The 18994-nt window shown below is 65.9% G+C and carries 12 protein-coding genes, 1 tRNA gene and 1 pseudogene; 9 read left to right on the forward strand and 5 right to left on the reverse strand.

Features of this window, described 5'->3' with window-relative positions; translation table 11 throughout:
• Window positions 1-2475: an MDR family MFS transporter gene (locus tag CAM01S_RS12890; RefSeq protein WP_066522525.1), complete on the reverse strand. Its 2475-nt coding sequence runs from the start codon at window positions 2473-2475 to the stop codon at window positions 1-3.
• A gap of 186 nt (window positions 2476-2661) precedes the next feature.
• A complete protein-coding gene (gene pgm / locus CAM01S_RS12895) occupies window positions 2662-4281 on the reverse strand; it encodes a phosphoglucomutase (alpha-D-glucose-1,6-bisphosphate-dependent) (protein ID WP_066522529.1) in 1620 nt (539 codons plus the stop codon).
• Window positions 4282-4379: 98 nt separating this feature from the next.
• Here pgm and CAM01S_RS12900 point away from each other — a divergent pair, with 98 nt between their 5' ends.
• Together CAM01S_RS12900 and pheA are read left to right on the forward strand one after the other, a co-directional pair.
• Window positions 4380-4919: a MarR family winged helix-turn-helix transcriptional regulator gene (locus CAM01S_RS12900; protein WP_066522531.1), complete on the forward strand. Its 540-nt coding sequence runs from the start codon at window positions 4380-4382 to the stop codon at window positions 4917-4919.
• Window positions 4920-4929: 10 nt separating this feature from the next.
• Window positions 4930-5898 (forward strand): prephenate dehydratase, encoded by a 969-nt coding sequence (pheA, locus tag CAM01S_RS12905; RefSeq protein WP_066522535.1) that lies wholly within the window; start codon window positions 4930-4932, stop codon window positions 5896-5898.
• A 42-nt stretch (window positions 5899-5940) separates the two neighbouring features.
• Here pheA and CAM01S_RS12910 read toward each other — a convergent pair whose 3' ends face one another.
• The gene (locus CAM01S_RS12910; RefSeq protein ID WP_066522536.1) at window positions 5941-6945 is read right to left on the reverse strand and encodes a diacylglycerol/lipid kinase family protein; all 1005 of its coding nucleotides are present in this window, start codon (window positions 6943-6945) and stop codon (window positions 5941-5943) included.
• A 57-nt stretch (window positions 6946-7002) separates the two neighbouring features.
• On the opposite strand from CAM01S_RS12910, the gene serS reads away from it, so the two are divergent.
• The 3 genes from serS to CAM01S_RS12925 all read left to right on the forward strand — a co-directional run bounded on the left by serS (window position 7003) and on the right by CAM01S_RS12925 (window position 9334).
• Window positions 7003-8268, forward strand: coding sequence for a serine--tRNA ligase (gene serS / locus CAM01S_RS12915; protein WP_066522537.1), 1266 nt, complete (start codon window positions 7003-7005; stop codon window positions 8266-8268).
• On the forward strand, window positions 8265-9203 hold the full coding sequence (locus CAM01S_RS12920; protein ID WP_083528040.1) for an HAD family hydrolase: 939 nt from the start codon (window positions 8265-8267) through the stop codon (window positions 9201-9203). Before serS ends, CAM01S_RS12920 begins: the two co-directional genes overlap by 4 nt.
• Before the next feature lie 46 nt (window positions 9204-9249).
• Window positions 9250-9334 (forward strand) — tRNA-Ser (locus tag CAM01S_RS12925).
• A gap of 47 nt (window positions 9335-9381) precedes the next feature.
• On the opposite strand, the gene CAM01S_RS12930 is transcribed toward CAM01S_RS12925, so the two are convergent.
• Window positions 9382-10086: a tyrosine-type recombinase/integrase gene (locus tag CAM01S_RS12930; protein ID WP_066522542.1), complete on the reverse strand. Its 705-nt coding sequence runs from the start codon at window positions 10084-10086 to the stop codon at window positions 9382-9384.
• Window positions 10087-10569: 483 nt separating this feature from the next.
• On the opposite strand from CAM01S_RS12930, the gene CAM01S_RS12935 reads away from it, so the two are divergent.
• The 4 genes and pseudogenes from CAM01S_RS12935 to CAM01S_RS12950 all read left to right on the forward strand — a co-directional run bounded on the left by CAM01S_RS12935 (window position 10570) and on the right by CAM01S_RS12950 (window position 17482).
• Window positions 10570-14769, forward strand: a complete 4200-nt coding sequence (locus CAM01S_RS12935) for a beta strand repeat-containing protein (RefSeq protein ID WP_157071570.1) — start codon at window positions 10570-10572, stop codon at window positions 14767-14769.
• 23 nt (window positions 14770-14792) lie between these two features.
• Entirely contained in the window at window positions 14793-14990 is a 198-nt protein-coding gene (locus tag CAM01S_RS12940) for a hypothetical protein (RefSeq protein WP_066522554.1), read from the forward strand.
• A gap of 480 nt (window positions 14991-15470) precedes the next feature.
• Window positions 15471-16214, forward strand: coding sequence for an RHS repeat-associated core domain-containing protein (locus tag CAM01S_RS12945; RefSeq protein ID WP_066522555.1), 744 nt, complete (start codon window positions 15471-15473; stop codon window positions 16212-16214).
• A gap of 417 nt (window positions 16215-16631) precedes the next feature.
• Window positions 16632-17482: pseudogene (locus CAM01S_RS12950) on the forward strand (integrase core domain-containing protein).
• Window positions 17483-17851: 369 nt separating this feature from the next.
• Here CAM01S_RS12950 and CAM01S_RS12955 read toward each other — a convergent pair.
• On the reverse strand, window positions 17852-18973 hold the full coding sequence (locus CAM01S_RS12955; protein WP_169795877.1) for an ABC transporter permease: 1122 nt from the start codon (window positions 18971-18973) through the stop codon (window positions 17852-17854).
• Between the last annotated feature and the right edge of the window lie 21 nt (window positions 18974-18994).

The raw sequence follows: 18994 nt of genomic DNA on the forward strand, positions 1-18994 counted from the left end.
CTATGACGCGGGCGAGTCTCCCGTGTGGCGGCCGTGGGCATGCTCGCTCGAACTGACCGCAGGGTCGGATTCAACGGCGGAGTCCGCGCGGCTCGATCCCTCATCGACGGGGTCGGCTTCGAGGACGGCTGCGTGCCGGGGAGTTCCACGAGAGCTCGTGTGCGCCGGCTCCGCGTCGACGGACCCCGTCGCGGAGTGCGCCCCGTGGGTAGGGGCGTCGGGAAGCGGGGCACGCGTGTCGCGCTGCGCGGCCGCGTCGGCACGAACGGGCGCGGGGGAGACGTCGGGCGACACGGGGATGGAGTCACTGCCATCGCTGTTCGGGGCGACGAGCGCGACGCCGGCATTTGCTGCGGCCTGCGCCTCCACGGGCACCTGGTCGGCGTTCGTCGCGGTGCGCGACACGGCATTCACGCCGTCGTCCGAGTCGCTTGGGTTCGCGCCCGCTGACGCTCGGGCCGCGTCGGCCTGTTCCTGGAGCCCGGACACCTTCCGCAACGGTGGGACGCGGAAGAACCACGTCAGGACGAACGCGAGGAGGATGACGCCGAGACCGACGGTGTAGACGGTGACGGCCGAGTCGCTGAACCCAACGAGGAACGGGCGGGTGAGGGCACGGTCGGCACCGTTCAGGAACGACGTGTCGGTCGTGTCGGAGGCGCTCCCACCGCCCGTGCCGGAGCGGAGCTTCGAGAGGATGGTCGGCACGGACTTGTCGACGTAGTACCGACGATCCGCGCTGTTCGACCAGTCGACGACGAGGGCGCCGTTCTGCACGGATGCGTGCGCCTGCTTCGCAACGGCTGCAAGCGCGTTCGCCTCGGCTTTCGGTTTCGCCGCGGCGACCTGCTGGTCGATGACGGATTGCTCTGCCGATGCTGGAACCGCTCCGGCGGCGACCTGCCCCTGAACCGCCTTCGTCACCTGCTGCGTCACTGCTGCGTCTGCTGCGGCCTTCGCTTTCGCCTCACCCGCGCTGAGCGATCCGTCGATGCCCTTCTTCAGCGGCGTCACGATCGGGTCCCAGATCTGATGCATGACGCCTTGGTTTCGTGGAGCTCCGGCGACCGCCGGGTTCAGCGCGGCGTCCAAGGCGTTGGTCAGGTCCGCTTTGTTCGACAGGGCGTTCGTGATGTTCGTCGGCATCAGCGAGAACAGAACGGAGAGCAGCACGGCGGTCCCAAGCGTTCCACCGATCTGTCGGAAGAAGGTCGCGGCGCTCGTCGCCACACCGATATCGCGCGGAGCGACGGAGTTCTGGGCAGCGAGCGTCAACGTCTGCATGAGCTGTCCGAGTCCGAGGCCGATCCCGAACATGCCGAGCATCAGGAACCAGAGGGGCGTGTCCGCCGTGATGCGCGTGAGGAGCACGAAGCCGATCGCCGTGCTGGCTGTTCCGGTGACCGGGAAGATCCGGTAGTGGCCAGTGCGCGAGACGATCTGGCCCGAGCCGATCGACGCGATCATGAGGCCCAGGACCATCGGAAGCATCGAGAAACCGGACTGCGTCGGAGTCACGCCCTTGACGATCTGCAGGTAGAGCGGGATCGTCAGCATCGCGCCGAACATCCCGAATCCGACGAGCACGCTGAGGATCGTCGCCATTGAGAAGACATGGGACCCGAACAGCTTCAGGGGGATGATCGCGTCGTCGCCCATGAAGCGTTCGACGATGACGAAGAGCACGAAGCCGACGGCGCCGGTCACATAGCAGGCCCATGAGCCGGGGCTTGTCCAGCCCCAGGTCCGTCCTTGCTCCGCAACCAGCAGCAACGGGACCAGGGTGACGATGACGAGCGCGGCACCCCACCAGTCGATTCGCGGCGCTCTCCGTTCGCCAACCTTCGGCAGGTGCAAGAAGGTGAGGACCATGAAGAGCGCGACGATCCCGATCGGCACGTTGATGAGGAACACCCACCGCCAGCCGCTGATGAAAAAGATCTGACTGGCGCCGGCGAACACTCCGCCGACCAGGGGGCCGATCACGCTCGAGATGCCGAAGACGGCGAGGAAGTAGCCCTGGTACTTCGCGCGCTCACGGGGAGCGAGCATGTCGCCCATGATTGCGAGCGGCAGCGACATCAGACCTCCGGCGCCGATGCCCTGAATGGCACGGAACGCCGCCAGCATCAGCATGGTCTGCGAGAACGACGACGCGAATGACCCGACGATGAAGATGCCGATTGCGGTGAGGAAGAGCGGTCGGCGACCGAAGATGTCCGAGAGCTTCCCGTAGATGGGCGTCATGATCGTCGACGCGATGAGGTAACCGGTCGTGACCCACGCCTGCTGGTTCAGTCCGTGCAGGTCGTCGCCGATGGTTCGGATCGCGGTGCCGACTACCGTCTGGTCGAGTGCGCCGAGGAACATCCCGGCCATGAGCCCGTAGATGACGAGAAGGATCTGGCGGTGGGACATCACCGCGCTGGATGCCGTCGTCGGCGCCGGGGCGGGAGCGGTGGCGGTCTGCGTCATGGCGGTTGTTCTCGTTTCGTCCTGGGAGATCGACGTGAGGCCAATCCGGCGCGCGCACGAACGACAGCGCCGACAGACGGCCAGGGTATTCCTTCGGGTTCGAATCCGATCTCGGATGCTCCGGTTGCGCCGCTCGCTGTCCGCGAACGCTGTCGCGTTGTCGGCGTCGTGCGTGCGGCGTCGACGTCAGGGGCGCAATGCTGCGTCCACGATGTCCTTTGCTTCGTGCTGGACCTGCTGCAGATGCTCGCGTGACACGAACGACTCGGCGTAGATCTTGTAGACGTCCTCGGTACCCGAAGGGCGTGCGGCGAACCATGCCCGGTCGGTGACCACCTTGACGCCCCCGATTGCCGCGCCGTTCCCCGGCGCCTTCGACAGTTTTGCCGTGATCTGGTCCCCGGCGAGCGTCGTCGCGCTGATCGCGTCGCCGTCGAGCTTCGCGAGCGCGGCCTTCTCGGACTTCGACGCTGCCGCGTCGACGCGTTCGTACACGGGGTCGCCGAAGCGCTCGGTGAGCTCGACGTAGAGCTGGGACGGTGTCTTCCCCGTGACGGCGATGATCTCCGAGGCGAGCAGCGCGAGGATGATGCCGTCCTTGTCGGTGGTCCACGCAGTGCCGTCCATGCGAAGGAATGAGGCGCCGGCGGATTCCTCTCCGCCGAACGCGACCGACCCGTCGATGAGGCCGGGCACGAACCATTTGAAGCCGACCGGGACCTCCCAAAGTCGGCGCCCGAGCGATTCGGCGACACGGTCGATCACGCTCGATGAGACGAGCGTCTTCCCGATCGCGGCGTCATCTCGCCAATTCGGACGGTGCGCGTAGAGGTACTCGATCGCGACCGCGAGGTAGTGGTTCGGGTTCATCAGGCCGCCGTCGGGGGTGACGATGCCGTGGCGGTCCGCGTCGGCGTCGTTTCCGGTCAGGACCTGGTACTCATCCTTGTGGGCGACGACGGACGCCATCGCCGACGGGCTCGACGGGTCCATGCGGATCTTTCCGTCCCAGTCGAGCGTCATGAAGGACCATGTCGGGTCGACGTCGGGGTTGACCACGGTGATGTCGAGCCCGTAGTGATCCCGGATGAGGTTCCAATACGGGAGGCTCGCGCCGCCGAGCGGGTCAGCGCCGATGCGGACGCCCGCCCGTTTGATGGCGGCGATGTCGACGACGTTCTCCAGGTCATGGACGTAGGTGCGGAGGAAGTCGTATCGACCCGGCGTCGCCTGTTCCTGCCGCCGAACGTCGGCATTCCCGCCCGCCAGCAAGTCGTTCGCGCGGTTTGCGATCCACGACGTCGCGTCGCTATCCGCTGGTCCGCCATGCGGTGGGTTGTACTTGAAGCCGCCGTCGCGCGGGGGGTTATGGCTCGGGGTGATGACGATGCCGTCGGCGGTGTCGTCGTGCCCTGCGCGGTTGTACGTGATGATCGCGTGGGACAGCGCGGGGGTCGGCACATAGCCGTTGTCGCTGTCTGCGAGGACGGTTACACCGTTCGCAGCGAGCACCTCGAGTGCGGTGCGTTCGGCCGGACCGGAAAGCGCGTGGGTGTCACGGCCAATGAAGAGGGGGCCGGTCGTGCCCTGCGACGCTCGGTATTCGACGATCGCCTGCGTGATGGCGGCAATGTGCGCATCGTTGAAGGCCGTGTCGAGCGACGACCCGCGGTGACCGGAGGTTCCGAAGACGACCCGCTGCTCCGGCACGGAGACGTCCGGTACGCGGTCGTAGTAGGCCGCGGTCAGCTCCTGCAGATCGACGAGGTCTTCAGCGGTGGCTGGGGTTCCTGCTCGGTCGTTCATCGCTCCATCCTGGCACCGGCGAGAGAACGATGCGCGAGCGGGCGATGCCCTGTGGATAACACTGGTTGCAGCGACAACTGATTGATAATCTGCTCTGCATGACGGATACGCCACCCGACGACGCCGTCCGCTGGCTCCGACCCGACGAACTCCGCGCCTGGATGAAGCTCGTGGCGGTTATCGAACTGCTGCCTGCGGCGCTCGACTCCCAGCTGCAGCGCGACTCGGAACTCACCCACTTCGACTACATGGTGCTCGCGATGCTCTCCGACGCTGCGGGGCGTCGTATGCGGATGACCGCGCTCGCTGCGGCGACGAACAGCTCGCTGCCGCGTCTGTCGCATGTGGCCACGCGCCTCGAGCGACGCGGGCTGATCGTCCGGAGCCAATGCTCGTCCGATCGTCGCGCAACCGAGGTGCAGTTGAGCGACGAAGGGTTCGACCTGCTCGTCGCTGCGGCGCCGGGCCACGTCGCAGCGGCTCGGGAGTACGTCATCGATGCGTTGAGCGCCGAACAAGTCGCCCAGCTCGACGCGATCGCGCGGGCCATGCTGCAACGCCTCGACCCGGACTGCCGGCTCGCCGCGCTCTCGAACCCGCAGGGCGCTGCGACGGAGGCGAGTGGAGCCTCCCGATAGGCTTCCCGGCATGACCGACCCTGCTCGCCCCGCCGCGGACACCTACAGCTATCTCGGGCCTGCCGGAACGTTTACCGAGGCCGCGTTGAAGCAGGTGCAGGCGGCGGCCGGACAACACTGGCGGAGCGTGAACAACGTCGGTGAGGCGCTGAACGATGTCGTCTCCGGCCGCAGCGTCGGTGCCGTCATCGCCATCGAGAACTCCGTCGACGGCGGCGTCAGTGCCACGCAAGACGCGCTGGCCCGAATCCCCGGGGTGCGGATCACGGGGGAGTACCTCGTGCCCGTGGACTTCGTGCTCGTCGCCCGCCCCGGGACGCGGCTCGAAGGCGTTCGCACAATCAACGCGCATCCCGTCGCCTACGCGCAGACGCATCTCTGGCTCGAGCGGAACGTTCCCGGGCACGGACACATCCCGTCCTCGTCGAATGTCGCGGCTGCCGCGTCGCTCTTGCAGGCGGGTGGGCCGAGCGCGGATGCCGCGGTCGCGCCTCCGGGAATCACCGACCACTACCCGCTCGAGGTCCTCGCCGAGTCGATCGGCGACAACCCAGGAGCGTTGACGCGGTTCGTGCTCGTCAGCCGGAGTCGCGCGATCCCCGCGCGCACCGGCTCGGACAAGACGAGCGTCATCGTCGAGCTGCCGGACGACCACCCGGGCGCGCTCGTCGACATGCTCGAACAGTTCGCCACCCGTGGCATCAACATGGGGCTGCTGTCATCGCGTCCGATCGGGGACGAGTTCGGTCGCTACCGCTTCGTCATCGACCTTGATGGTCATGTCGACGACGAGCGCGTCGCGGACGCGCTGCTGGGTCTCCGCCGGTTCAGTCCGCGCGTCACATTCCTCGGGTCGTACCCGCGTGCCGACGGCAAGCGCACCGAGATCGCGGACCGATACTCCGACGCCGCATTCCAGGAGGCCCGTGGCTGGCTCGACCGCATCCGCGCCGGCGAGCCGGTGGACGAGTCGCGATAGCGCTTCGTCCGCTGCGTCAGCGATCGCTGCGGCCGCACGCCGTCAGTGCGGGATCCGATGTCCTTTCGGAACCCGAACCCGGAGGGACGCAGGATCGATCTCCGCGCGGAACGCGGCGACCTTCCCGATCGAGTCGCCGTCGATCTCGAACTCGTCCGCGTGTTCGAGGCGCAGGGTCATGCTCGTGCCACGGAGGTAGCGCAGCGTGCGCTCCTTCTTCGCGCCGTTCACGATGCGGCGGCCCGCAGCGCTCGACCCGAGACGCGACCGGTTCACCCAACGGAGGATCGCGTTCTCCCAGAACACCCGCGCCACGATACGGAGCCAGCCGAGAATGGTCCGGGGCCGAAGCACCACGATGTCGAAGACGCCGTCGTCGATCACCGCGTCCGGCAGCAGCATCGCGTTCGCTTGGAGCGTGCCGCAGTTGCCCACGATCACGGTGTGCGCTCGGAGCGCGCGGGTGGGTCCGTCATCCAGCCGGAATCGGAACTCGATGCCGTTGGAGTCGCGAAGACTGCGGATCAACGAGTCGACGTATGCGAGCCAGCCGACTTTACGCTTGAGGTCGTCGTTCGTGTTGGCGAGCATTCGGGCATCGAGCCCGAGGCCCGCCATGACGAGGAAGCCGAACGGTTCGCGCTCCCCGGATTCGCGTTCGACCTGCAGGGTGCCGAAGTCGATGGTGAGATCGTCGCCGGAGAAGATCGTCTGTGCGCTCGTGTCGAGCGAGTCGAGCGGCAGATGCATGTTGCGCGCGAGCAGGTTGCCGGTTCCGCTCGGCAGCAGCGCCAGCGCGGCATCGGAGCCATGCACCGCCTCGGCAACGGCTCGCACCGTTCCGTCGCCACCGGCCGCTGCGACGACGGTGGCGCCTTCCTCGATCGCGCGCGTGGCAACGCCCTTGCCGGTGTCCTCGACGGAGGTCTCGTACCACCGGGTCTCCGCCCAGCCCGCCTCCTGCTCGAATCGGCGCACGGTGCGCTGCAGGGTAGGGAGGTCGACCTTCGTGGGGTTGTACACAACCGCGGCCGTCTGTTCGGGCATGCCCCAACGCTACTGACGCACCGCTGACGGTGTGCGCCCCGCGGTTAGGATCGACGCGTGATCGATCCCCAGCTGCTGCGCGACCACCCGGACACCATCAAGGCCTCGCAGGCGGCACGCGGCGACTCCGTCGATCTCGTCGACGACGCCGTGGCGGCCGACACTGCTCGACGCAGCGCGATCACGGCGTTCGAGGCGCTTCGCGCCGAGCAGAACGCCTTCAGTAAGACCGTCGCCGCGGCGCCGAAGGCAGACAAGCCCGGTCTGGTGGCGCAGGCGCAGGCGCTCGCCGCCCGCGTCAAGGCTGCTCAACAAATCGCGACGGAGGCCGACGAGGCCTTCCAGCACACCCTGCGGTCCATCTCGAACCCGATCATCGATGGCGTTCCCGCCGGCGGCGAGGACAACTTCGTCACCCTCCGGACCGTCGGCACGAAACCGACCTTCGACTTCGAGCCGCGCGACCACGCCGATCTCGGCGAGATGCTCGGCATCATCGACATCCCGCGTGGCACGAAGGTCTCGGGGTCGCGCTTCTACTTCCTCCGCGGGTGGGGTGCCCGCCTCGAGATCGCGCTCATGACGCTCGGCCTCGACCGAGCGGTAGCCCACGGGTTCGAGCCCCTCATCACGCCTACCCTCGTCCGACCGGAGGCGATGGCCGGAACCGGTTTCCTCGGCAAGCATGCGGACGAGATCTACCACCTGCCGGCGGACGATCTCTATCTCACCGGAACGAGCGAGGTCGCGCTCGCCGCGTACCACTCGGACGAGATCCTGAGCCTGCCCGACGACGGGGCGATCCGCTACGCGGGTTGGTCGACCTGCTACCGCCGGGAGGCCGGCGCTGCGGGCAAGGACAACCGCGGCATCCTTCGGGTGCACCAGTTCAACAAGCTGGAAATGTTCTCGTACGTGCATCCCGACCTCGCGGAAGCGGAGCACGAGAAGCTCGTCGGCTATCAGGAGTCGATGCTGACCGATCTCGGCCTGCACTATCGCGTCATCGATGTCGCCGCGGGCGATCTCGGACAGAGCGCTGCGCGCAAGTTCGACATCGAGGCTTGGGTCCCGACGCAGGGCACCTACCGCGAGCTGACGTCCACGTCGAACTGCACGACGTTCCAGGCGCGCCGCCTCGACATCCGGTACCGGACCGAGTCCGGCAAGACCGCTCCGGTCGCGACCCTCAACGGCACGCTTGCGACGACGCGCTGGCTCGTCGCGATCCTCGAGACGAACCAGCAGGCGGATGGCTCGGTCGTGATTCCGCCGGTTCTCCGGCCGTATCTCGGCGGTGTCGAGGTGATCGAGCCCCGATGAATGAGCTCGACGCGCGCGCCGGCCGCGACATCTCCGATGCAGCGGTCGCTCGCGCCGAGAACGCGCTCCGGGGAGACTCCGCCGCGCCGCCCTCGCACGGCGCCGTCGGCTCCGAGCATGCGAGCACGCGAACGAAACGGTGGCTGGTCGCGCTCGACATCGACGGCACTGTCATGCGCGAAGACGGAACCATCACGGAGGCCGTGGTCGCCGCCGTCAACCGTGTCGCCACCGCCGGCCACGAAGTCATGCTCGCCACCGGCCGGAGCGCCGCGTCAACGCTTCCTGTCGCGGAGCGCCTCGGCATCCGACCGCGGTTCCTGGTGTGCGCGAACGGCGCAATCACCCTCGAGCGCGACGACACCGAGCCGACGGGCTATCGCCGAGCGCACGTGGAGACCTTCGACCCGACGGACGTGCTGCAGACGGTGCACGGGGCGCTCGACGGTGCTGCGTTCGGCGTCGAGGATGAGACCGGCAAGTACCGCATTGCGGGCCCGTTCCCGGACGGTGCGATCAGCGCACCCGCGGAGCGGGTCTCCTTCGAGGATCTGCTCGGATCCGTCGCATGCCGCGTCGTGGTGATCTCACCCGGCCATGACCTGGACGACTTCCTGAGCGTTGTCGACCGGATGGGGCTGCACAAGGTGTCGTACACGGTGGGGTGGACGGCATGGCTCGACATCGCGCCCGACGGGGTGACGAAGGCGACGGCGATGGAGCGGGTTCGGGAACACCTGGACATCCCGCGCTCCCGGGTGTTCGTGGCCGGAGACGGACGCAACGACATCGGGATGCTGCAGTGGGCCTCCACGTCCGGTCGCGGAATGGTCATGGGCCAGGCGCCCGAGGATGTCGTCGAGGCCGGTAACGAGCGCACCGCGACCGTCGACGACGACGGCCTCGTCGCCGCGCTCCACACGCTGCCTCAGTAGGGGCCACTAGACTCGACTGCGCCGGTCGCGCGAGCGACCCGGTTCGGGAGGGTTGTCCGAGCGGCCGATGGAGCTTGTCTTGAAAACAAGTGTGGCGAGAGTCACCGTGGGTTCGAATCCCACACCCTCCGCTTATAAATCAAGGGATCGGGGCGGTTGCCCGGCCTAGTCTGACCCGTCAGGGTCGCTTTGTGTGTGCGATGTGTGCAGTTGCTCCTTTCGGCGTGCGCATGAAGTCGTCCATCGCCTCCGCTGCGCGACGGTTTGTCTCGTCGAGCAGGTGACCGTAGAAGTCCGAGGTGGTGGCGAGGGTCGAGTGTCCGAGCCGCTTCGACACTGTGCCGAGGTCGACGCCGGAGGCGAGCCTGAGGGACGCGTGCAAGTGTCGGAGGCCGTGGAGTCGCAGCGGTGGAAGGCCGGCGCGTTCGACGAGGGTGGCGAGCCGCTTGCTCACGTAATCGGGGCGGAGCGGATCTCCGATCGGGTTCGTGAAGACGAGCCCTTCCGGGTTGTAGCTGCTGCCGAGCGTGGCGGCTTCCTCGGCCTGCCGGATCTGCCATGCCATGAGTGAGCCGACGAGGTTCGCGCCGAGGTGCACGCGACGGTCCTGACCTGCAGCGGTCTTGATGCTGCCGGTCTCGACGCGCTTCCCGACGAGGACGCGCTGCTGTCGGACTGTGGCTTGCGATGCGATGAGGTCGACGTCGACCCATCGGAGGCCGACGATGTCGCCGCGACGCATGCCGGTGTAGATCGCGAACTCGAACAGGACGCCGAGCCGTTCGTCCTCGAGGGATTCGAGGAACCGCCGCGTTTGGTCCAGGGAGCGGGGCGCCGACTCGACGCCGTACTCCGCGATCTCGCATCCGAGCACAGTCGACATCGCCGGACCTAAGAGTTCCGCTTCGACGTTTCGAACTCGTCCCGTGTCAGGCTTCGATGACCCCGCGAGGCGCCGGTTCGTCGGACGAAGCTCCGTAGCCGGTTCGCGCGCGCTTATCCATGCGGCGAAGCGGGGTCCGGTCAACTTCGCGGGTTTCCGCGGATAAGTCGACTGACCCTCGAATGGGGGTTTTCGGTTCGGTCCACGTTTGGGCGTAGCGTCCGGATTTGTTAGGGGTTCGAAGCATTCTCGTGTTCGCGGGCGTGTTCATCGCTCGCAGGGGTGCGGGCGCGAAGAGGGGACGTCCGGTGTTCGGATGGTCGAGCGTGCACGGTATTCGTCATGTCTTCGTTGCGGTAATCGCAGCGGTGGCGCTGGTGATGGCGGGGTTGGTGTTTGTGTCACCGCCCGCGCGGGCGGCGGCAGCGCCGGGCACGGGCGGTCAGTTCGTATCGGCTAGCGGGGATCGTCAACGGGGTGTCCATGAGTGCGCACACGTGGATGACGGTGCAGGTCGCCGGCCAGGCGGGTATCCCTTCAGACGGTTCAGCGGGCGCAGTGGTGGTCAACGCGACTGTTGTGAACATGCCTGGGCTTGGTCAGCTCAATAGTCGGACTGACTCGTCGAGCCCGTCAGCGCTTGTGACGACGTACGACGGGTCGGGGCTCGGGGCTTCCTCGGGCACATCGACGATCGCGATCAGCTCTGCGGGGACGATCCAGGTGGAGGCGGATACGTCCGCGTCGTTGTATCTGGATGTGCAGGGCTATTACACGACGACCGGCGGCGGTGCAGGTGTGGCGCCCGGCGGCTTTGTGCCGGTCCCGGGGACCCGCATTATCGACACCCGAAACGGCACTGGTACGGCGCAGGCGACTATTCCTTCCGGTGGTTCGTTGACCGTGCAGGTCGCCGGCAATGCGGGGGTTCCGGCAGGAGCATCCGCGGTCTCGGCGAACATCCTCGTTGTCAACGCGTCACCGTGGGTCGGTTGGGTCACGCCGTATCCCACGGGCAGCACTCCTCCGGCGGAGTCCCTGCATTACGTCGGCGGAACCGTGCCCACGTCGAATACCGCGCAGGTGGCGTTGAGCGCGGCCGGACAGTTCACCGTCACGAACACGGGTGGCACCATCAATTTGGTTATTGACGTGCAGGGATATTTCACTGCCGTGAACTCGGGCGGCTCGTTCACCCCGGATGCCGGCGGTATCGTCTGGGATTCTCGTACGTCGCCGAACACGACGCCGGCTGCGCAATCGACGACGCCGATCACCGTCGACGGTGTGGCGGGGGTGCCGAACGTAGGGTCCGGCGTCTCCGCGGTGGCCGTGCAGCTCACGGCGATCAATGGTCCCAACAACATCGGTAACGCTGAGTTGTGGGCCGATGGTGTGGCCCAGCCAGGAACCACGTCGCTGAGTTTCAACGGTGACGATATCCGCTCGAACTCAGTGATCGTCGCTGTCGGGTCCGACGGAAAGATCGACCTGTTCACTACCTCGAAGACGGACTACCAGATCGTTCTGGAAGGTTGGTACAACTCGCTGCCGACGGGCCCGTCGTCGACGAATGTGACGGGCTCGCGACCGTCGGCAACAACACTGCCGTTCCCGATCGACGATCAGACGACTGCATCGGTTGATGTCGGGACGGGCAATCTCGAAGTCTCCAACCGCGCTCTGACGCTCCCGACAGTCACCGGGTCCGCGAGCTTTGGCGCGTCGTACAACTCTCGAGGGTGGGAAGCAGAGAACTCAGCGAACATCGACGCGAACAAGTGGGCGTACAACTTCGACGCGGCAGGCAGCCTGTCGGCGAACGCGAAGGGTGTCGTGTTCACCGCTGCTGATGGTTCAACTGATCAGTTCACCCAAACCGCGGCGAACACCTTCGCGGCACCGTCGGGGTTCAACGCGGCTTTGACGCCAACATCCTCCGGATATGTGCTGACAATGCTGGCGACTCGCACCGTCACGACCTTCAATCAGTCCGGACAGCCCACCGGCGTCGTGGACAAGAACGGCAACGGGGTGGCGTTCCGCTATTCCGGCTACCTCCTGTCCGGCGTCCTGTCGAACGCCGGGCCGGCCAGCTCCCTGTCCTCGCACAGCGCTGTCGGCGTCACCTATGCGAACGGCACGACGACGTTGACCGAGGCGAACCAGGCGGGAACCGCGACGCGATCGATCTCGTACTCCAAAGACACCTCTGGGAACATCACCGCGTATATGGACGGCGACGGGAAGAAGACCTCCTTTACATACTCCGGAGGCCTTCTCACCGCGATCACCTCTCCCGATGGCGCGGTGACGTCATTCACCTATGACAGCTCGGCTCGCGTCCTCACGGTGACGCAACCAGCCTCGACGGGCACCGGCACCGTAACGACCCGGTTCGATTACGTGTCGTCGACGCAGACTGCTGTCGCTGGGCCGGACACTGACCCCGGTCAGGCGGTTACGTCTGTGCCGCACACGACGTACACGATCAACAGCACCTACCTGGTGACGCAGGCGGTGGACCCGGATAACATCACCCGCTCCACCACGTACGCGAACTCGGCGAACAACACCGAAGCAACGCAGGAGAGTGTCGGCTCGGCGACCCCGTCGAGCACGAGCTACACCTACGGCGCGAACGGTGGCCAGTCCGTCACGGGCGCGTCGACGACGAACGGGCCGTCCGCGTCCGCGACGTACACCTCCTCCTCCGAGTACCAGCCGGCGTCCACGACGGACGGGAACGGGAACACGCTGACCTACGGCTACGACGGCTCCGGGAATCAGCTCTCCACCTCCAGCCAGGGCTCGTCCGGCGCCGTGCCGGCATCGTTGACGTACAACGGCAACGGCACCGTCGCGACCGCGACTGCTCCGTTGAACGCGTCGTCGGGTGCGAAGACGACGTACGCGTACGACGGCAATAACCAGCTCTCCACCGTGACCGCGCCCGCCGGGACCACGCTCGGGGTGAAGACGTACACGTATGACGCGTTCGGCCGGGTCGCGTCGGAAACCGACGGGAACGGGCACACCACCTCGTTCACCTACGACAACGACGACCGGCAGCTGACCGAATCGTTCTCGGATGGCACCCATCAGGTGTCGAACACGTTCGACGGCAACGGCAACGAACTGACCAGCCAGTCCGCGACCGGCACCATCACGAACACGTTCGACCAGGACAACCGGCTGCTCAGCACCGGGAACAGCGCCGGCGGGGGCCTCATCCGCTACGGCTACGACGCGGCGGGCAACGAAACCACCAGCACGGACGCTGCGGGCACGGTGACCTACGGCTACGACCCGGCGAATATTCTCTGGTCGATGACGTATCCGCACGGCTCTGGGACGGAAACCGACCGGTACGCCGTGGATGACCACGGCCGCCGCACCGACAGCTACCTCAACGCCGGCGCGTGGCCCGCCGGCACCGGGAACGCTGTCACCACCAGCAAACCCGCCACGTATACCGGGCACATCGCGGTCAGCTACGACACGGCCAGTCACGTCACCGCCGTCGCCGCGTACACGGGGCAGGACGCAACGAAGGTGTTCGACACCACCTACAGCTACCTCAGCCCCACCCTGTCCGCGCAGACCAACCAGATCTGGTCCGCCACCGACACCCTCACCGGGAAGACAACCGCCTACCGCTACGACACCTCCGGCCGGCTCACCCAAGCAGCGCAGTCCGGCGGCACCGCGGATGTGACCTGGTCGTACAGCTACGACGCGGACGGGAACCGGCTGACCGCGAACGAGTCCGGTGCGGCGACCTCGACCCAGTCGCTGAGCTACAACGCGGGAAACCAGATCACCACGACCGGGTACAGCTATGACGCTGCGGGGAACCTCACCGCGAGCCCGGGAGCGACGTACACGTATAACGGTGCGGAGCAGATGGTGTCTTCCACGGTCAACAGCACGACGACCGCGTATGCGTACGCGGGGGCGTCGCAGGATCAGCTGCTCACTGAGACCATCAGCGGCGGCGCCGCGTACACCTTCACCTACGGACGCAACAGCGGTCAGGGGGTGCCGGAGATCGACACGGAAACCAGCGCTGGCGCAACCTCGCGGGTGCTCTCGGACGCGGCGAACGGGCAGGTGCTCGGGTTGACGAACTCGGCTGGGGACACGGCGGCGTTCGTGGTCGACGGCACCAACAACCAGGTCGCTGCGCTCACCGACACCGGCACCGTCGCCTTCCAGGCCGCCTATGACCCGTACGGGACCGGCGGGGTCACCAGTGGTGGGTCGAGCAGGTTCTGGACGCAAAACCCGTACGGCTTCTGCGCCGGCGACCGCACCAGCACCAGCCAGGGCGGGTTGGTGAAGTTCGGACAACGCTGGTACAACACCGCGACCGGAAACTGGACGCAGCAAGACACCCTCGACGCACCCCTCGACCCCTCGAACGCCAACCGTTACGCCTATGCCGGTGGAGACCCGATGAATCTACTCGACATGACAGGGTTGCTAACCTGTGGTCAGAAAATTGCGCTAGGTCTCATCGGTGTACTCGGAGGTATAGGTGAGATTACCAGCTTCATCGTGGGTATTCCGCTCTCAGACGGTTTTGACCTAGTTCTTGCGCCAGCTCTCGCGACAGAGTCGGCGGCGATTATTGCTCTTGGCGTTGGGTTCCTGGGGAATGCGGCGAGCACGTGCGGATAGCCCGGGGAGATGAGAAAAATCAGATGAAAGCTTTCCAAGTGACTCTTTCCTGGATCATGCTGGGATTCGAAGTCCTGGCTATTTTCATCGGAGTGACGATGATAGTTAATAGCGGCGGGGGTGATCGCGGCTTCGGAATATTTCTGGTCATCGTAGCCGGGATCGCTCTCCTCGCGAACATCTACCGCGTCATATACCGGCTGACCCGGAGTAGAAGCTGATGGCAAGAAACCGATTTGGTCGACCGACTATATTTGTTAAAAAATCGGCAAAGCGTGTACAGGGGCGAACTCGATCGGCAGTACGCATATGACTGCTATCACTTTGCCGGTCCCCAGATCTGCACTTCCCGCTCTGGTACACGAGGCCGTATCGTCAGTATCTTCAGCGACGCTTATCGAGGTGACTGAATATGGCGCACTGATTGGTCGCAGGACTAATTTTGTGATGCGTACTGAAACAAATCGATTCAGCTTCCGCTCGTCCGGGCCCGAGTCGACAGTTGTGACCGTAGTCTCGACAACCGGGGGAATCGTGGGCCACGCCAAGCCACCTGATGTTCTCGCTGACACCGGCAGAGCTGTCCTCGATGCTTTGGCGGCGGGGGCTCAGAACTGGCGCGAGAGGCAGTCCCGCGGAACTGGCGGATAGTACCGACCGCGAGCCCGGGAGCGACGTACGCGTATAACGGTGCGGAGCAGATGGTGTCTTCCACGGTCAACGGCACGACCACCGCGTATGCGTACGCGGGGGCGTCGCAGGATCAGCTGCTCACTGAGAGCATCAGCGGCGGCGCCGCGTACACCTTCACCTACGGACGGAACAGCGGTCAGGGGGTGCCGGAGATCGACACGGAAACCAGCGCTGGCGCAACCTCGCGGGTGCTCTCGGACGCGGCGAACGGGCAGGTGCTCGGGTTGACGAACTCGGCTGGGGACACGGCGGCGTTCGTGGTCGACGGCACCAACAACCAGGTCGCTGCGCTCACCGACACCGGCACCGTCGCCTTCCAGGCCGCCTATGACCCGTACGGGACCGGCGGGGTCAGCAGCGGCGGGTCGAGCAGTTTCTGGACGCAGAACCCGTACGGCTTCTGCGCCGGCGACCGCACCAGCACCAGCCAGGGCGGGTTGGTGAAGTTCGGACAACGCTGGTACAACACCGCAACAGGAAACTGGACGCAGCAAGACACCCTCGACGCACCCCTCGACCCCTCGAACGCCGACCGTTACGCATACGCCGGTGGGGACCCGGTCAACGCCACGGACCCCCGAGGATTGGCATCATTTTTAAACTGCACCGTCGCTTATTTGGGGTTGCTTCTTACAACCGGACTCCTGATCGGAGCAGTTGCAGCAGGACCGATAGGATTCGGAGCCAGCCTGATTGCTTACGGCTTTGCTTCTTATGCGGTGCTTGCCGACTGCTACGGGATAGGGGACTGAGTTGAGCGCATTGCGAAGCGCGGCTGGGTTTCTACTCGCACTCATCGGCTTGATACTGCTCATCATCTCGCCGCCTGGGGGAAAAATTGCCGGCGCCGGACTTATCGTATGCGGTTGTTTTTTAGGAATACTATATTTGCGCAAGAGTCGTAATTAGTCACTCGGCTGTGATTATGTGCGTTGCATTGGTGCACGCCGCGCCGGATGTTGCACACGGGCGCGGCGTAGTCCCCGACGGCAGTAGGCATGTCTCGGAGCAGTGTTCGCGGTCGATGAGCATGTCGAGGTCGAAGCGACGTGGGAACTCGTTGTTGTGGGTCATGACGTTGTTGACGCTGGCGGGGTGTGAGGAAGCGGGCCCGTTGCCGGTTGGATTGGGAGTGCTACCCACCCATCCCGACCGCAAGGACCCGCTTCGTGACCCACCGTAACGCTCCGCTGTCCGTCGAGGGCCGCCGACGCCTGATTGACCGCTGCCGCACCCGCCCCATCAGCCATGTCGCCCAGGAGATGGGCATCAGCCGGGCGTGCGCGTCGAAGTGGGTGAACCGGTGGCGAGCCCACGGCGACCTCGGCCTGGAGGATCGTTCCAGCGCACCGGGATCCTCGCCGGCCGCGACACCGCCAACGCTCGTGGACCGGATCGAGCAGCTGCGCCGTGACGGCAAGCAATCCGCGCGCCGCATCGTGCTCGAGCTCGCCGCGGGCGAGATCACGATCTCGGTGCGGACGGTCACGCGCGTGTTGGACCGGCTCGGGTTGAACCGCCGTCGTCACATCGATCCCGACGGCGACTCGAACCGTGCTCCGCGGAAGATCGTGGCCCGGTATCCAGGGCACATGGTGCATCTGGACGTGAAGAAGGTCGGCCGGATCCCCGACGGTCGACCACGATCGGGTTCTTCCACCGAGCACGAGCGTTCTTCACAGCGCACGGCATCGTCCGGCTGACCCGGGTCGTGACCGACAACGGCTCCAACTACCGCGCCGACGCGTTCCACGCCGTGATCCTCGCGCACGCGGCCCGGCATCAGCGGACCAGGCCATACACGCCCCGCCACAACGGCAAGGTCGAGCGCTACAACCGGATCCTCGCCGAGGAGTTCCTCTACGCCCGAACCTTCACCTCGGAACAGCATCGCGCCGACGCTCTGCAGGTCTGGAACGTGCACTACAACTACCATCGGCCACACACCGCCACCGGCAACCAGCCACCCGCGAGCAAACTCCGCACCGGCGTCACCAACGTCATGGCCTCATACAATTAGGTGCCCCTGCTCCCGGCGTCTCGTGAACACCTGAAACAGGTTTAGTCCTCCGCCGTAATTCCCTCTCGGGCCCCATCGGCGAAAGTGGAAAGGGGCGCAGATCCGAGCGGGAAGCGTCCAAGTCACCGCTCCCCAGTGCTCCGAAGGTGGACTCGACCGGCTACCACGGCACCGGTCTCATGTCGATCTCGGGACGGTGGACGGGTCGTCCACGACGAAGTTGGGCTGATTTGCGAATTTCTTCGCATTCGATCCAGTGTGGGCGCCTCGTGCTCGACGTGATCGGCGTCGCTGCGCATGACCCGCATAGATCGCGCTCTGTCAGCCTCTGGGGGCGGCAGCTCACTCGGCCGAGTGATGATCCTGTCGCTACTCACGCATGACCGTGGTCATGCTCACTCGAGACGCACGCACGGCGGGGACCACGCTCCCAATAAGCGCGGCGGAGCAACTCACGCCGAGTGCGATCCAAGCGCTGTTCCAGGGGTAGTGCGGTGGTGTTACTCCGGGCGGAGCGCCGAGAGCAGCGGCGATGAACCGATGACCAACGACCGACATCGGCACGGCGATCATGCTGGCGGTGATTGCGATGAGTTGCGACTCGATGACGAGTGCCAGCGCAAGATACCGCGGTCGAGCCCCCAGTGAGCGCCGGAGCGCCATCTCGGACGCACGTTCCCTGACGGCGCTCGCTCCGACGTTCACGATGCCGATCACGGCGCTGAGGAGTCCCAGCACCCCGACCGCCGTGAAGCTCACGCGGGTAACGCGAAGGGCATCCGCGACCGTATCGACGGTGTCTTGCCGCGCCACGTTCCATTGGGCGCCGCTCCCGTCCAGTGCGCTGAGCCGAGCGAGATCGCCCCTGACCGTGGGAGCGTCGAGTGCAGGACCGGTGAGCTCGAGCGAGACCGATGCCGCTTGTGACTGGGCGAGGAGATCGGAGCGGTGGAGCGATACGTAGAGCGCGGGTGCGGTGCTGCCGTCCTCGATCACACCGCCGACGCGAAATGTAACGGGTTCCCCCGCAATACGCGCCTCCACCGACCTGCCCAGGCTCGCGCTGGCGGTTGTTGCGAGGGCAGCGTTGACGGCGACGGTCTCGCTGACGTCGTCGGAGAGCCATGTGCCATCGAGGACGGGAAAGCGTCGAATGGCGATGAGGTCGCTGGACACGAAGTGCAGGTCGGTTGCGATCCCGTCTGCGCCGTTAACACGGATGCTCGAGTCGGGGACGTCGATCCGGACGGCAGCAGCGTCGTAGCCCGGGAATCGGAGGAGCGCTTGCCGAGCGAACTCCGCCGTCCGCTGGCCGACGAAGCCGGTCGGCCCGGTTCCGACGAAGGTTGAGGCAGCGCCGCCCGTGAGAACCGCGCGAAGTTCGGACGTGGCCTGCACGGTCGTTGATGCGGCGGATACGGAAACGAGCCCGACGAGGCCCACCACGAGGCTTGCAGCGGTGAGACCATTCCGCACGGGGAAGCCACGCACTCCCTGCCAAGCGTCTTGGAA

This window comes from Curtobacterium ammoniigenes NBRC 101786, assembly GCF_001571045.1.
GTDB lineage: Bacteria > Actinomycetota > Actinomycetes > Actinomycetales > Microbacteriaceae > Curtobacterium > Curtobacterium ammoniigenes.

What these genes read in the sequence shown, in the direction of transcription:
- CAM01S_RS12890 (WP_066522525.1), bottom strand. Translation starts at nt 2,475, where the DNA reads ATGACGCAGACCGCCACCGCTCCCGCCCCGGCGCCGACGACGGCATCC.
- pgm (WP_066522529.1), bottom strand. Translation starts at nt 4,281, where the DNA reads ATGAACGACCGAGCAGGAACCCCAGCCACCGCTGAAGACCTCGTCGAT.
- CAM01S_RS12900 (WP_066522531.1), top strand. Translation starts at nt 4,380, where the DNA reads ATGACGGATACGCCACCCGACGACGCCGTCCGCTGGCTCCGACCCGAC.
- pheA (WP_066522535.1), top strand. Translation starts at nt 4,930, where the DNA reads ATGACCGACCCTGCTCGCCCCGCCGCGGACACCTACAGCTATCTCGGG.
- CAM01S_RS12910 (WP_066522536.1), bottom strand. Translation starts at nt 6,945, where the DNA reads ATGCCCGAACAGACGGCCGCGGTTGTGTACAACCCCACGAAGGTCGAC.
- CAM01S_RS12920 (WP_083528040.1), top strand. Translation starts at nt 8,265, where the DNA reads ATGAATGAGCTCGACGCGCGCGCCGGCCGCGACATCTCCGATGCAGCG.
- CAM01S_RS12930 (WP_066522542.1), bottom strand. Translation starts at nt 10,086, where the DNA reads ATGTCGACTGTGCTCGGATGCGAGATCGCGGAGTACGGCGTCGAGTCG.
- CAM01S_RS12935 (WP_157071570.1), top strand. Translation starts at nt 10,570, where the DNA reads ATGAGTGCGCACACGTGGATGACGGTGCAGGTCGCCGGCCAGGCGGGT.
- CAM01S_RS12940 (WP_066522554.1), top strand. Translation starts at nt 14,793, where the DNA reads ATGAAAGCTTTCCAAGTGACTCTTTCCTGGATCATGCTGGGATTCGAA.
- CAM01S_RS12945 (WP_066522555.1), top strand. Translation starts at nt 15,471, where the DNA reads ATGGTGTCTTCCACGGTCAACGGCACGACCACCGCGTATGCGTACGCG.